Origin of the sequence: Gordonia sp. CPCC 205333 (assembly GCF_048537885.1) — a bacterium.
Taxonomy (GTDB): Bacteria; Actinomycetota; Actinomycetes; order Mycobacteriales; family Mycobacteriaceae; genus Gordonia.
Genome location: NZ_JBCLVI010000001.1, coordinates 745,537 through 759,355, shown reverse-complemented (window position 1 = coordinate 759,355; position 13,819 = coordinate 745,537). Strand labels below are relative to the sequence as shown.

Below are 13,819 nucleotides of genomic sequence, written 5' to 3'. Positions count from 1 at the left end.
TCAGCACCCCATTCCCGGCAAGGGGACACAGATATCCGACGACAACACCAACGGTGCCGAGCTGAGCTTGACACTGCCATCCGGACCGACCATGCCTTCCAGACGTTTGATGAGCGCACGTGCCGAATCGATCATCGGGGTGTAGCGCCGCAGCGCCGGCCCGAATTCACGGCCGATGGAATCGACCTGCCGGACAAGAGGATCGATATCCTTCGCATATTCGATCGCCAGGCCCTTGACGCGTTCAAGCATGCCGGCGAGTGCACCAACACCGTAGGCAGCGCGAACGCCAACCGACTCGAGTTCGGAGATGAACGCACTGAGATTGCGGACGACCGCCGTCACCACATCGCCGTTGACATTCAGTTCGCGCGTGTACTGAGCGGCCAGTCGTAGCAGCGCCCCGAACTCATCCTGGCGTGCGTTGACGTTGCGCAGCATCGACGACATGGTGGTCAAGTCGCGCCGCAGTGCTCCAGGGTTGTCCGACAGGCCGGTCTGCATCTGTACCAGGACCTCACGCAGCGGCGCCGCGTCGATACGCGCGAGCTTGGGCTGCGCGATCTGAAAGGTCTCCATCAGCGAATATGGGATCGAGGTCTGATCGACGGGAATAGCTTTATCCCCCAACGGCATATCTCCGCTGGAGGTGATATCCACGAAGGATCCGCCGACAATTGTGAGCATCTTGACGTCCGCCCTCGATTCGGACCCGATCCGTACATCGTTGCTGACCGACATCTCGACGTCGACATGATCATCGGCGAGGGTGACCCGGTGCACCGAACCGACCGGGATACCCGCGACCCGCACATTGTCGCCGACTCGGATTTGGCCAGCCTCGGCGAATCGGGCGGTGATTCGGTACTGGCCAGGGGTCAGGACATAGATCCCGACGGCGACCAACCCGATCACGGCTGCAAGCACAACTGCCGCGATGCCCCAACGTACTTCGCCGCGCTCACGCTGCGCGTTGGTGAGCGCCGGCTTGTCGACTATGCGTGCGAGTACACGGCCCGGCGATCCCACGACTTTGGACCATGCGCTCGAATTCACTTCTTGCACAACGTCACCTGCGTTCCCCGAAGAAAGACAGCAACACTGGCTGGCAGTTGGGCACGGCCTTTGGAGCACGTCAGCGGCGCCGTCGGCCCGCCAGCGGGCAGAATATTGTTCAGCGCGTTCAGCAGGCCTGGCGCGAGCGACATCACCCCGACCACGCTGCGAGCGATCGGCATCACCTGGCGCACCACCGCGTTGGCGTCGGGGGTGTTATTGGGCCGCAATCCCATCGCCGCGAACAGCCGATCGATCGCGATGATGACATTGCCGGTCGAGTCGGCATACTCACGGACCGAGGGAATCGCCTTCGCGACGGCGAAGCCGAATTCCTTCAGAAAACCGATCAGTTGGCCGACGAATCCCGCGCGGCCACCGATCGCCCCGGACACCTGAGAGAGGTTGTCTATCAAGGTGTTCACCAGGGCAGAACGGTTGTCGACGAATTGCAACACGCGAGTCAACGAGTCGATGACCTCACCGAAACCGGTGCCGTCACCCTGGATCAGGGCCAGCAGACTTTCCGAGAAATGATTAATGTCGGCGGGGTCCATTACCGCGAAAACCGGTGCGAGACCGTGGAATACCGTCGTTATGTCATATGACGGCGTGGTCGATTCCACGCCGATCGGCACTTGCGGAGATCGTGGCGTTCCCTGCCCGGACCGCTGTTGCAAGTCGAGATAGCGGATACCGGTTAGGTTGAGATAGCGGATCGCGAGCTTTGAGTCGCCGTATACGTGCTGGTCGCCGAGCAGGGTAAAGGTAACCAACGCCATCGTGTCATCCGACGACAGTTCGACGCCGGTCACTTTGCCGACCCGGGTCCCGAGCAAGCGGACGTCGTTGCCAACGCGCAGCCCCGAAACATTGGTGAATTCGGCTGTGTAAGTGACTGTTTGACCGGCGACCGGACGTGAGATGCCATTCGCGATGAACAGGCCGCCGCCAACCGCGACGATCGCGAACACGATCAGATAGATGAGCGATCGTAGCGGTGATTTCATCGCTTCCCTCCGATTCCGAGTGCGGCGGCGACGCCGGGAATACCGGCGAGCACCACGTCGACGGTCATCACCGGCCCCTGTGGGCCGGGCCGAAGCGCGGCGTTGATCCGATCGATCAGGGTCGCGATCTGGATGCCGTTCTTGCGCGCCTCGGGAAAGGTTTTCATGATTCGGTCGAGAAGTTGCACTCCGGTCGGCGCGACGACGAGAACTCCGCCGAGTTCCTTGTTGGACAAAAGATTTCCGACGTCTTCCATCGTGGTGGTGCTGACATAGCTCAATCCCCTGTGCTGCTTTTCGACGTAGCCGGGCTGCTGTGGGGCGTCCCAGTGAACGAGGCTCACCAGCGACGGGAACACCAACCCGGTGGTGTCGCGCAGTCGTGCGATCAATTCTTTGAACCTCGGCAGCGATTTCGCCGTCGGAATCTTCTGGGTGTCGGCGATATCGCTCGCGAGTTTGCCGAGAACGCCGATGATCGGCAGCAGCCCCATCGTCGCCTGGTTGGCCGACCTGAGGATGTCGCCCATATACGGCGCGAAGGCATCGGTCTGCAAGTCATTCAGGTTGCGCAACAACGTCGTCAGCGTGGCGTCAACCGGTTGGTCGGGATAGAAGTCATCACCGTTGCCGATCGGGTCACCGCCGGGCTGCGACTTGAGTACCACGGCGGCAATGCCGAAGAGATTCTTGGGTGCATACGAGACTAGGGTCGCGCTGCTCAATAAACCTGGCTTTCCGAGAAACTTGTTGTCGATCGCCAGCGCGATCTCGTATTTGCCCGGCGATACCTTTGTCAGTGAGGTAACCGTGCCGACCTCGGCGCCATTGAGCACCACCGCCGCCCCGTCGACGATGCCACCGGCCAGAGTGTCGGTATGCATAGTGACTACAGTCTTGTTGTCGGGCAACAGCTTTACCACGAGGATCGTCGCCAGGAGAATTACCACCGAAGCGGCAAGGAAGAACACCGCACGGCGAGCGAATACCCGCCGAGGCGCGGACATACCGGGTGCACGAAAGTCTGGCATCAGCTCATCCTCGGAATGTGAAGGGCGAGTTGATGCCCCAGAACGCGACGGTGAGAACGAGGTCGAGTGCGACAATCGCCACTAGACTCGCGCGGATCGCGCGACCCGATGCCACCCCGACACCCTCTGGACCGCCGGCCGCGAAATAGCCCTTGTAGCAATGAATGACGATGACGGCGATCACGAAGATCGTCACCTTCAACGTCGCGAGCGCCAAATCGGGGAAGTTCACGAATTGGTTGAAATAATGTGCGTAGGCACCTGGCGACTCACCCCGCATACGAACCACCAGTGAACTGCTGAGATAGCTGGCGATGACGGCGACCAGGAAGGTCGGGATGATGGTAATGACTCCGGCGATGACTCTGGTGGACACCACAAATGCGATCGAATGCACCCCGACCACTTCCAAGGCGTCGATCTCTTCGCTGATCCGCATCGATCCGATCTCCGCGGTCATTCGGCAGCCGGCCTGGACGGCGAATCCGAGTGCGGCCAGCAGCGGCGCGAACTCACGGGTGATCGCGAAGGACGACACCGATCCGGCGACTGAGCCAAGTCCAAGCATGTTCAGCGTGCCGTGCGCGACGATCGCGACCGTCGCACCGGCCGCGAGTCCCAATACCGCCATCACCAGCGCGGTGCCGCCGCCGACGATAATCGCGCCACGACCCCATGCGAGGTCGGTGACCGTACGAACAGTCTGCGCGCGAAACCTCCACATCGCGGATGGCGCGTAGCGGAGCGCGTAGTAGACGAACGAAACGAGATGGCCGATGTCGGCTAGTACCGTTTCCGCGTCGTCGGCACCGCGGTATAGCCAACCGAGCCCACGAGGGCGATATGCCGCTGGACTTCCCATCCACATCCCTCGTTCGATTTCCGCAGTGATTTACGTCTCAGCGAAAGCTACACGAGTGACACCCTGAACGGGTAAAAACCGAGAAATATATCTCATATGATCACCTTCCATACAGTTCACAGCGCATAAATTGAGCCTTGCCGACCGAACGTTCGCGCAGTAGATGGCCGCTGCCAGGTTAGGACTGACGACCAATTCGGTTTATGAAAGGCCCCTGGGGAGGCTGCCAGAATCACCCAGGTTCTAAACCTCCCGCTGGCCGGTCGACCGGCTAGTTTGTGACAACGAATGCGCATTTCAATCCATTGGTGCGCCGTGATCTTGGAGCCTTTAGTGAAGTCCGTCCTTACCTCATCCCGTCACCGGCTCGCCCGGCTGACCGCGGCCGTCGGCATCATCGCCGCACCCGCACTCTTCGCCGCGGCACCGGCCGATGCCGCACCGTCGGCATTGCAGGGATCATTCGCTCTGCAATCCGGTGTCTGCTCGGGTGGCTCAGTCACCGGCTCCTTCTTCCGCATGATCCTGCCGGCCGGCAATACCAGCGGCCCATTCCTATCCAATAGCGACTCGACCTGTTCAGATAAGACCGTCACGCCGCTGGCACCCGGGACCGCGGGAGGACTCACAAGCGGCACCTACCAGGCGCAGCCGTCGAATGCTTTCGACGGTTCGGGTAACGCGATATCGGGCAGCGTCACGCGACCGGTGAAGTTCTACGGCGTCGGCTTTGCCACCGCCACCAACCCGACTGACCCGCAGACCGCCCGAGGTACGTCTCGACCGCAGATCTATGCCGACGGCACAACCCTCTCCGGGGACCTGTCCAGTTTCGGTGTCACCTGGAATCGGCAGGTCTTCAATCAAGGTGCCCCCAAGCCCGGCGGCGGTCTACCAGGCAAGACCACCCCGGTGCGAGGCACCATCGATCCCGCAAGCGGTGCGTTCGTCTTGGAATGGACCTCGCAGATCGTCGGCGGGCCATTCAACAACTTCACCGGGCTTTGGCATCTCACCGGAACCTTCCGCGGCACCGGGCTGAATTCTGCTGCGGCACCAGCTAATCCGGCCGCCACGCCGGCTCCAGTACCGGGACAGACCAACGCACCGGGTGCCACCACCGCGCCGGCAGTGCCCGGCGCGCAGCCGGCGGGCAATCCCAACGCTACGGTGACTCAGGTGGCAGGCAACCCGCAGACGACAGTGCAGTCACTGGACGTGCCCGCATCCAGCGGACAACCGCGCTGGCTGCTGCCTGTCCTGGTGGTAATCACCGCGGTGGCAGCGGCTTTGCTGACCAATGCTGATCGACTGTTCTCCCGCCGCCGCGGCTCCGACTAAAGGAGACCGATGAGTGTCGACCGTAGTATCGAGTTATCCGCCTATCCAGGTGCGCCGACGGACAAATCAGCCGCTGACGCCACGGAGTCAACACCGACTCCGGTCAACTCTCCGAACCAGCCGCGGCGCCGCTGGCCGTTCTTCGCAGCAATCGTCGTGGGACTCGCACTAGTCATCGCCCCTATTGCCGGTGGATTCTTCTATCCGGCAGCCCAAGCCCAAGCAATGATCACCGACTTCGCGCCATACACGAAATCTACTACGCTGCAACAGTTTCAATCGGATCTAGCGACCTTGGAGACGGTACGCGGTGGCGTCGTCGCCATCGACGACGCCACCGGCATCGACACCGCGCGCTATCCCCAACTACAGAAATTCGTCAAGCAGTACCCGGCAATCCATGCCGATATGTCAGCGATGATCGACCAGATCGATTCCGCGCGAGATGACTACGATCATCTCGCGGCGATCCGTTCGATCGCGGGTGTGCCGTTCATTCCGGTCGGCGCCGGGCTACTATTCATCGGTTTGGGGGTGTGGGGACTACGCCGCAGCCGGAAGGCTGGGACACGGCGGGTAGGCGCGGCAATCATCGCGGTTGCCGTGGTACTTGCCGCATCACCATTCCTCACCGGGTTGGCATCGAACGCGAATTCCGGTGGGGCACTATTGAAATCGCTACAGCCGATCATGACCACCGAGAAGGTTCGGGAGGTGCAGGGCTACTTCGTCGTGCTGGTCGGCGCGGTCGGCGACGTTGACAGCCGCTACCTTCCAGCGGTTCGCGCCTCATCGAAAGCTCCCGATGTCGCGGTTGCCCAGGTCGGCCAGCTCAATCAACGGTGGCAGCCGATGTCGTCGGATTTCGCTGGCCTGATCGGCGTGATGAACGACAACCTCAAGAACTTCGACGGCGTCGCTTCCCTCGACAATCGCACGCGCCCACTGGGTTTCGGCGCCTTCGCCGCCCTGCCCTGGTTGCTATTCGCGGCAGGCCTGATCGGCCTCGCCGTCGGTGTCGCGGCACTCACCCCAGATTCATCGCGAAAGGTTCTATCCACGTGAGTATTTCCATTCGACACACCTTCTGCGCGACGTTGTGTGCCGCATTGCTGGCCGTCGGGCTGACGTCGTGTTCGTCGTCCACCCCGGTCGCCGACGGCGAATTGACCGGCCTGTTGGAACTGAGCCCTGGATCGTTCAAGGACGGTAAATTGGGCGGTTCGTGGTTCAAGATGGTGCAGCCAGGTGGCACCGCCGACGCGGGTCCTTATATGCCCAACGGTGATTCGCCAGTCGACGGCGGCAGCGTCACACTACTGGAGCCCGGTAGCGAACGCGGAGTTCGTCTCGGCGGCTATCAGTCCGAGCCGAAACCCGCTTTCCGCAATGGTGATTCGTTGGCCGGTTCGATCATGAAGCCCACGAGATTCTTCGGCGTACTATTCGGTACGTCAACCAATCCCGTTGACCCGCAGACGAAACACAAGCTCGCACCACCGACGGTGACGAACGCGGGCGGTACACTCACCGGGCAATTGGTGTCCTGGGCGGCATCCTGGAACAACCAGGAATTCAACCAGGGCGCGCCCAAGCCGCCGGCGAAAGCCAGCGCACAGGTGCCCGGCGCCGCGGAGGCGAAACGGGCCTGGGACTGGGTTCGTAACCAGTGGGAACGTCAAGACGCCACCGTCGCGGGCACCGGCCCGGCAGCTACCGGAACTCTCGATTCGGATACCAAGACCTACACCCTGCAATGGACCAGCCTCATTGTCGGCGGGCCGTTCAACGGGTTCACCGGAGTCTGGCATTTGACCGGCACCTATCGTCCCGAGGCCGCTGGGCCGTCGAGCACTTCGTAACTCACGCAAGGACTCTCATGACCAACATCACCCCGAGCGCAACAGACGACACCGATACCGATCAATTGGATCTTGGTGAAGTGGCCGGTGCCGCAACAGCTTTCGACGCCGTCGAGGACAGTCCGGCCGAGCAGATCCATCGGCGTCGGCCGCTGATCCCGGCCGTTCGGGCCGGGGGCACCCTGGCAATCCTCGTCGCATTGTTCGTCTCAACCTGGTATGCGACCAGCGGACCGACGCATTACGTTGTCACCAGTACCCCGGCCGCACTGAATCAAGCCCAGACCCCCAACACCGGTCCGATAGCCAAACCCGGTGCGCCGGTGACTGTTCCCAAGGCAACCGGCCCCGCCCCGGCGGCGTCGGTTCCGATCGGTAACTCACCAACCGGGACCGCGCCCACTGGCACCGTCCCGATCGGCGGCTCGCCGAGCGGAACAGTTCCCTCTGGCACCGCCAAACCGGGTAACTCGGTGGCCATCGATCCCAACTCGACTGGCATCGCTGGACTATCCGCCGAGCCGCTGACCGGCCAGGCCGCCTGCCCCCTGGGCTGGCCCAAGCCGGAAAAGAGTGGCGGGCTGGCGTCGATGATTCTGCTGGCACCCGCGGCCGGACCGTTTTCCTCCGAAGCCTTCGCACTAGGTTCGGTGTACCAGCCACTGATGCAATTGGCTGGTCCGATCCTGGCCGAGATCGAACCGGTGATCAACGCCAACATCTCCTGGATCAACCCCATCATCAAGCAGGTGCAGGGCGCCGAAACCGTTGTGCTGGAAGCGATACTCCCATTCTATGGGCCCTATCGGTCGCAGTTCCTGGCCGCCGAGGGCAATCTAGCCAAGGTGCTGGCCCCGATTCTCACCCGGATCTACCAGTCACCCCAGGCCGCCTGCCTGGTCGCATGGCAGGGTCAGATCATCAGTGCCGCAAAGGGAAAGAAGGTCAAGACGGCGTCCCTGAGCAGGCCGGGCCAGTTCAACACCTACGAGTAGCCGCTCCGGCGGCTCAGGCGTCCCGGCGCTCCACAACGACTATCGCGGCGACGAACACCAGCACCGCGAATAGCGCGAAATACCCAAGGGACACATAAGAATTCCAGTGGTAGTCGGGCGATGACGCGGTGGAACTCAGGAACCGCGAACCATTGCGGAACGGTAGGAATGGACCAATCGCCGAACCAACCTTCGGCAATACCGCCAGAATCGATTCCGCAACCAGCATCCACACCAGGATGATCACCACGGCCCCGGCGGTGTGACGCACCAGCGCGCCAACGCCCAATCCGACGATGACGCAGAGCAACGCCCAGATCGGAGTTCCCCAGAGTTGCCGCAGCGCATCGGCATCACCGAAGGAGAACTTGCTCGACGAGCCGGCCAGCGCCTTCACCGCACCGAGGCTGATCACCGCGAGAACGGCGCTGAGCACAACGGCCAGACCGCCGAAGACCACGGCCTTCGCGATCAACACCCGCGCGCGCCGGGGGGTCGCGATGAAGGTCGCACGGATGGTGCCGAAGCGGTACTCACTGGTCGCCCCGAGAACCGCCATAATCATCAACACCACAACGCCGAACTGATTGAGCCCCAGCAGATAATCAGAAATCCCCAAACCCGTGTCCGGCGTACTCGCGAGCACCGCACCGATCAGCGTCGAGATGCCGATGGAGAGCACGACGACGATCGCGACGCACCAATAGGGCGACCGCGTGGAGGTCAGCTTGATGTACTCGGAGTTGACTGTCGCGAGCGGCGTCATCGGTTATCACCTTTCGTCCGCCCGCCAGCTTAGCGGCGTCACGCCGTCGGACGTGTCACCGACGCACCGCACCCGCGTCGTGCAGAATCACTCGATACACAAAGGCTGCCTCCGGTCCGAGAACCAGACCAACCAGGGCGATCAATGTATTGGCGAAGCCGGCATCATGCGCAGCCCCACCGGTGTCGTCGAGGTGATGGGCAACCTCATGCAGGACAACCAGTTCGCGAAGCGCCCACGACCCGGCACCACGATGCGGGATGGCGATCTCGCCGCCGGCCGCGTCGTCGTCGGCCACTCGCCGATATTCAGCGGCCCGAAATCCGTTGCGGGGGCGCACTGTCAGCGGCACATCCGCACGCGCGAAAGCTTCGCGAACCGGCCGCATAGCCAACACATCGTCGACATAACGCGAAATCGATTCGACGGACGCGAATTTCGCTTCCGGCGGCAGTGTGACGGTGGTACCGGCCAAGGTCGCTGTTAAGTTTCCCGTCGCTGCGCTCGCCCCGGTGACATTTCCCGTCGCTGCGCTCGCCCCGGTGACATTTCCCGTCGCTGCGCTCGCCCCGGTGACATTTCCCGTCGCTGCGCTCGCCCCGGTGACATTTCCCGTCGCTGCGCTCGCCCCGGTGACATTTCCCGTCGCTGCGCTCGCCCCGGTGACATTTCCCGTCGCTGCGCTCGCCCCGGCACGATCGAAGAGGTTGAGCACCAACTTCTCCGCCGCATAGAACGCGCTGCGGCCAGTGTCGATCTCGCTCACGCCTTCAACGCACCCGCACTGCCGCCGAATTCACGGCCGGGACCAATCTTCGCGCGTCGGCCAGCCCGGTCGCCCGCGCGTCGGGCCGCCTCGGAATAGCCGGCGGACGCACTCGACGGCTGCCAGCTCCCCCGCGCCGTCGACTGCTCAGAGTAGAAGTCCTGTACCTCAATCTCTTTATTGCGCAATGCCAATGCGGTCGACACCGACGTTCGCGGTCCGTCGGACTGTGCGGCCAGGGCTTCATCGCGAGCGGCGTCGCGCGCCTGCGACAACCGGGTCCCGATCCGCACCGCGAACGCGGACTGAAAGTTGAGTCGCGCCGTGATCGGCGACAGCTGGGTCTGTTCGACCACCTTGCGCGAACGCCAGCCGTAGTCCTTGGTGACCACCCGCTGCGCGGTTCCAGCCTTGTATGCGCCCGACTTCAGATACGCATCCGATGCCGCGACCATTTGGATGATCAGGGATGTGTAGAGCGCCTCACAGGTGTCGATATCAGATTCGAAACCGTAGGCCAGGACGAAAGTGGCGTTATGCGCGACGTCGACGGTCACATCATTGGCTGATGCGATGGCCGCGAATAGCTGCACGTAGGTTTTGAGTCCGCGTTTACGCGGCTCCCCGATGGTGATCTGCCGCGAGACCGGCGACATATTCCTACGAGCCGCCGGATCGTGTGCGCGGGCCAGCGTCAGATCGATCGACGCGGCAGTGGCCAATCGCTGAGCCGCCTGCATGAAGGTCTGCGCCTCATGCTCATTGTCGGTGCCCTCCGCCTGGCGAAGCAGGGCAGAGATCCGAGAGAGAAGTTTGTCGTCGCGCATATGTCTTAGACTACGAAACCCACCAATCGGTTCCGCGCCGGCAAGAGGATTTCGGCATGTGCCCCCGCCACCCCGAGAAATTCGTCCGAATAGTTGCCCGGCTAGGGCAATATGCCCTTGCCTGGGTGACTATTTCCAGATTTTCCCGGGGAACGGCGCCAGTCCCGTAGCCCGATCGCGTTGACCCACAACCGGGTCGCGGTGAAGACCAGACCGTCCAACGCTGGCTGGCCAGCGATCTCATCCCACAGATCGGCGTCCTCGAGCGTGAAGTAGTGATAAGCCATCCGCGACACCATCGCCGAAAGCGCACTTGCCGCCATCTCCGGTTGCAATTCCGGGTCGACCAGACCGCGCACCTGCAGATCTTCGATACGTTTGGCATTGCGACGCACAAACAACTCGGTCCGCTCGCGACGCAACCGCCGAAACCGGGGATCGGTGGCCGCCACCTGATCGAAGACCACCATCAGCCGCGCGTTACGCGCATACGCCTCAAAATATGCGCGGTTGGCCGCAGCAATCACCTCGGTCGGATCATCCTCATCGACCTCCACATGCGGCTCCCCCGGATGCAGCATGTCTTCCTGGGCATCTGCGAGCACCGCCCGCAGGATTTCTTCCTTGCTCGCGAAATACGTGTAGAACGATCCGGCGGCACAGTTGGCCTGACCGGTGATGTCGATCAACCGCGATTCGGCGAATCCGTCCCGCTCGAAGATCACTCGCGCCGCAGCCACCAGCGCCGCGCGGGTACGTTCCCCACGCGGCGTCAGCGACCTCGCCCCGGCGACATCTCCCGTCGCTCCGCTCGCCCCGCTACCATTCCCCGTCGCTCCGCTCGCCCCGGCGACATTCCCCGTCGCTCCGCTCGCCCCGGCGACATCTCCCGTCGCTCCGCTCGCCCCGGTCACCTCGGTACTACCACCCCGCCTGCGCGGCGACCGCCCTGGCACGCTCGACGACGCGGTCGACGAGATCAGCCGTCGGAACACCGGCCTGCGCCGCGTTCTCCGCGACGTCGGTGACCCGACGCAGCACCCCCTCGGCGATGATCGCCAACTTCCACAAGCCAAGACAATGCCAGTACAACAACGACTCCGGCGAGCGGCCGGTCGCATCGAGATACAACTTCGACAATTCGGCCCGATTGGGGAAGCCGGGCAACGTATCCGCCGACGGACCGAGCAACTCCTCGCCGGCCTCGGTCCAATACGCGAGCATGCTGCCCATGTCGGCCAGCGGGTCGCCCAGCGTCGACAACTCCCAATCGAGGATTGCGCGGATCTCTCCGTCCTCGCCGCCGACGATAACGTTGCGAATGTGAAAATCGCCATGCACTAGTGAAATTGACTGGTGCTCAGGGATATTCGCGGTCAACTTGGCAGTCAGATCGTCTAGTGCCGGGATATCCCGCGTCTTGGACGCCGCCAACTGGGCGGTCCACCGCTTGAGCTGACGCTGCGCATACGGCTTATGACTGGCCAAATCGGATAACCCGACCTCGTCGAGATTGACGTCGTGAACTGCGGCAAGCGCCGCAATCATGTTGGTACCGACCTGATTACGTGTCTTCTCACTGAGCGCCCGCGCGACATCGACGCTATCGAGCACTAGCCCGTCGACATTCTCCATCACCACCAGCGGCACCGGCGCGACGGCACCGTCATCGCAGACACCAATGATCTTGGGCACCGGAACCGCCGACGGTCCGAGCGCCGACATGATCCTCGCCTCACGGGCCACGTCATGCGCCGATGCCAGCAGATGCCCTTGCGGCGGACGACGCAGAACCAGGCTCTCGCTCGCCCCGGTTACATTCCCCGTCGCTTCGCTCGCCCCGGTTACATTCCCCGTCGCTTCGCTCGCCCCGGTTACATTCCCCGTCGCTTCGCTCGCCCCGCTACCATTCCCCGTCGCTCCGCTCGCCCCGGTGATCCGATAGGTCAGATTCGACTGCCCCATCCCGACGCGGTTCGCGGTGATCGGCGCGGCGAGGTGAACACCTTGTCCGCCAAGCCAATTCAGGAAGGCCGACGAGTCGACGTCGGGGATGGACAAGCCGTTGGCGGCATCGGTCATGCGTGAGCCCTCAGTTCCCTTCTGGCGATGGTCCGCTTGTGGACCTCGTCGGGTCCATCGGCCAACCGCAGCGTACGAATATGAGCGTAAGCCGACGCCAACGGGAAGTCGTCGGTAACTCCGCCGCCGCCGTGCACCTGAATGGCTCGGTCGAGAATCTTGAGCGCCATCTCGGGTGCCGCGACCTTGATCGCGGCGATCTCGGTTGCTGCCTCACGGTTGCCGACGGTGTCCATCATGTGCGCGGCCTTGAGCGTCAGCAGGCGAACCATCTCGATTTCGATACGAGCCTCGGCGATCCAATCCTGGATATTCCCCCGAGTGGCGAGCGGCTTACCGAAGGTGACCCGCTCGACCGCACGTTTACACATGAGTTCCAGTGCGCGCTCGGCCATTCCGATGGTGCGCATACAGTGGTGGATCCGCCCCGGCCCGAGACGGGCCTGCGCGATGGCAAAGCCTTCCCCCTCACCTTTGAGCACATCTGACGCTGGCACTCGGACGTCTTCGAAGGTGATCTCGGCGTGACCCTCTCGGTCCTGGTAGCCGAATACCGGAAGGTTGCGTACGACGGTGACGCCAGCGGCATCGATCGGCACAACCATCATCGATTGCTGTTGGTGCGCGGACGCCTCCGGGTCCGTCTTCCCCATTACGATGAGCACCTTGCAGTGCTGATGCATCGCATTGGAGGCAAACCACTTGCGGCCGTTGAGGATATAACTGTCCCCGTCGCGGACCATCCGCAACTCAATATTGGACGCATCGGAGCTGGCGACCGCGGGTTCGGTCATCGCGAAGGCCGATGCGATCTCACCGTCGAGCAGTGGCTTGAGGTACTTCTCTTTGTGCTCATCGCTGCCGAAGAGCATCAGGACTTCCATATTGCCGGTGTCGGGAGCATTGCAATTGCACGCCTCGGGCCCGAGTTCGCTGCGACCCATGATTTCCGCGAGCGGAGCGTAGTCGAGATTCGACAGCCCCGGACCGAAATCAGGATGGGGGGTGAAGAGATTCCACAACCCGCGTTTCTTCGCTTCCGCCTTAAGCTCTTCGAGGATCGGCGGGTGGAAATGTGGGTTGCCGGCTTCGCGCATCTGCTGGTGGTAGACGACTTCGGCCGGGTAGACATGTTTGTCCATGAAATCGAGCAGGTCCTCGCGATAGGCCTTGCTACGATCGGAAAACTCAGGAATCGTCACGGATCCTCCTGTGTGGGTT

14 protein-coding genes are annotated in these 13,819 nt (G+C 62.6%); 4 read left to right on the top strand and 10 right to left on the bottom strand.

Going from position 1 to position 13,819, the window contains the following annotated elements:
• Genes AAFP29_RS03655 through AAFP29_RS03640 form a run of 4 tightly spaced genes read right to left on the bottom strand, consistent with a single transcriptional unit; the run spans nucleotide 1 to nucleotide 3,959 of the window.
• Complete coding sequence (locus AAFP29_RS03655; RefSeq protein WP_419215941.1) at nucleotides 1–1,065, bottom strand: MCE family protein; 1,065 nt, start codon at nucleotides 1,063–1,065, stop codon at nucleotides 1–3.
• On the bottom strand, nucleotides 1,053–2,066 hold the full coding sequence (locus tag AAFP29_RS03650; protein WP_419215940.1) for an MlaD family protein: 1,014 nt from the start codon (nucleotides 2,064–2,066) through the stop codon (nucleotides 1,053–1,055). The genes AAFP29_RS03655 and AAFP29_RS03650 overlap by 13 nt, the downstream gene beginning before the upstream one ends.
• Nucleotides 2,063–3,097, bottom strand: coding sequence for a hypothetical protein (locus tag AAFP29_RS03645; protein ID WP_419215939.1), 1,035 nt, complete (start codon nucleotides 3,095–3,097; stop codon nucleotides 2,063–2,065). The genes AAFP29_RS03650 and AAFP29_RS03645 overlap by 4 nt, the downstream gene beginning before the upstream one ends.
• 4 nt (nucleotides 3,098–3,101) lie before the next feature.
• Nucleotides 3,102–3,959, bottom strand: a complete 858-nt coding sequence (locus tag AAFP29_RS03640; protein WP_419215938.1) for an MlaE family ABC transporter permease — start codon at nucleotides 3,957–3,959, stop codon at nucleotides 3,102–3,104.
• A 333-nt stretch (nucleotides 3,960–4,292) separates the two neighbouring features.
• Between AAFP29_RS03640 and AAFP29_RS03635 the strand changes: the two genes are divergently transcribed.
• From AAFP29_RS03635 to AAFP29_RS03620, 4 genes are read left to right on the top strand one after another with little or no spacing between them, the layout of a single operon-like run.
• The gene (locus tag AAFP29_RS03635; RefSeq protein ID WP_419215937.1) at nucleotides 4,293–5,300 is read left to right on the top strand and encodes a hypothetical protein; all 1,008 of its coding nucleotides are present in this window, start codon (nucleotides 4,293–4,295) and stop codon (nucleotides 5,298–5,300) included.
• Between the two features lie 9 nt (nucleotides 5,301–5,309).
• Complete coding sequence (locus AAFP29_RS03630; RefSeq protein WP_419215936.1) at nucleotides 5,310–6,365, top strand: hypothetical protein; 1,056 nt, start codon at nucleotides 5,310–5,312, stop codon at nucleotides 6,363–6,365.
• Nucleotides 6,362–7,162 (top strand): hypothetical protein, encoded by an 801-nt coding sequence (locus AAFP29_RS03625; protein ID WP_419215935.1) that lies wholly within the window; start codon nucleotides 6,362–6,364, stop codon nucleotides 7,160–7,162. The genes AAFP29_RS03630 and AAFP29_RS03625 overlap by 4 nt, the downstream gene beginning before the upstream one ends.
• Before the next feature lie 17 nt (nucleotides 7,163–7,179).
• On the top strand, nucleotides 7,180–8,157 hold the full coding sequence (locus AAFP29_RS03620) for a hypothetical protein (protein ID WP_419215934.1): 978 nt from the start codon (nucleotides 7,180–7,182) through the stop codon (nucleotides 8,155–8,157).
• Nucleotides 8,158–8,170: 13 nt separating this feature from the next.
• On the opposite strand, the gene AAFP29_RS03615 is transcribed toward AAFP29_RS03620, so the two are convergent.
• The 6 genes from AAFP29_RS03615 to AAFP29_RS03590 form a co-directional block, all read right to left on the bottom strand.
• Nucleotides 8,171–8,923 (bottom strand): ABC transporter permease, encoded by a 753-nt coding sequence (locus AAFP29_RS03615; protein WP_419215933.1) that lies wholly within the window; start codon nucleotides 8,921–8,923, stop codon nucleotides 8,171–8,173.
• Nucleotides 8,924–8,978: 55 nt separating this feature from the next.
• Nucleotides 8,979–9,689 carry a TIGR04338 family metallohydrolase gene (locus AAFP29_RS03610; protein ID WP_419215932.1) on the bottom strand — a complete coding sequence of 237 codons (711 nt, stop codon included), beginning with the start codon at nucleotides 9,687–9,689 and terminating at the stop codon, nucleotides 8,979–8,981.
• Nucleotides 9,686–10,516 (bottom strand): DUF2786 domain-containing protein, encoded by an 831-nt coding sequence (locus AAFP29_RS03605; protein WP_419215931.1) that lies wholly within the window; start codon nucleotides 10,514–10,516, stop codon nucleotides 9,686–9,688. The genes AAFP29_RS03610 and AAFP29_RS03605 overlap by 4 nt, the downstream gene beginning before the upstream one ends.
• A gap of 101 nt (nucleotides 10,517–10,617) precedes the next feature.
• Nucleotides 10,618–11,292: a TetR/AcrR family transcriptional regulator gene (locus tag AAFP29_RS03600; RefSeq protein WP_419216332.1), complete on the bottom strand. Its 675-nt coding sequence runs from the start codon at nucleotides 11,290–11,292 to the stop codon at nucleotides 10,618–10,620.
• A 145-nt stretch (nucleotides 11,293–11,437) separates the two neighbouring features.
• The gene (locus AAFP29_RS03595; RefSeq protein WP_419215930.1) at nucleotides 11,438–12,598 is read right to left on the bottom strand and encodes a phosphotransferase family protein; all 1,161 of its coding nucleotides are present in this window, start codon (nucleotides 12,596–12,598) and stop codon (nucleotides 11,438–11,440) included.
• Nucleotides 12,595–13,800 carry an acyl-CoA dehydrogenase family protein gene (locus AAFP29_RS03590; protein ID WP_419215929.1) on the bottom strand — a complete coding sequence of 402 codons (1,206 nt, stop codon included), beginning with the start codon at nucleotides 13,798–13,800 and terminating at the stop codon, nucleotides 12,595–12,597. Before AAFP29_RS03590 ends, AAFP29_RS03595 begins: the two co-directional genes overlap by 4 nt.
• Between the last annotated feature and the right edge of the window lie 19 nt (nucleotides 13,801–13,819).

What these genes read in the sequence shown, in the direction of transcription:
- AAFP29_RS03595 (WP_419215930.1), bottom strand. Translation starts at nt 12,598, where the DNA reads ATGACCGATGCCGCCAACGGCTTGTCCATCCCCGACGTCGACTCGTCG.
- AAFP29_RS03615 (WP_419215933.1), bottom strand. Translation starts at nt 8,923, where the DNA reads ATGACGCCGCTCGCGACAGTCAACTCCGAGTACATCAAGCTGACCTCC.
- AAFP29_RS03605 (WP_419215931.1), bottom strand. Translation starts at nt 10,516, where the DNA reads ATGCGCGACGACAAACTTCTCTCTCGGATCTCTGCCCTGCTTCGCCAG.
- AAFP29_RS03650 (WP_419215940.1), bottom strand. Translation starts at nt 2,066, where the DNA reads ATGAAATCACCGCTACGATCGCTCATCTATCTGATCGTGTTCGCGATC.
- AAFP29_RS03645 (WP_419215939.1), bottom strand. Translation starts at nt 3,097, where the DNA reads ATGCCAGACTTTCGTGCACCCGGTATGTCCGCGCCTCGGCGGGTATTC.
- AAFP29_RS03640 (WP_419215938.1), bottom strand. Translation starts at nt 3,959, where the DNA reads ATGGGAAGTCCAGCGGCATATCGCCCTCGTGGGCTCGGTTGGCTATAC.
- AAFP29_RS03630 (WP_419215936.1), top strand. Translation starts at nt 5,310, where the DNA reads ATGAGTGTCGACCGTAGTATCGAGTTATCCGCCTATCCAGGTGCGCCG.
- AAFP29_RS03620 (WP_419215934.1), top strand. Translation starts at nt 7,180, where the DNA reads ATGACCAACATCACCCCGAGCGCAACAGACGACACCGATACCGATCAA.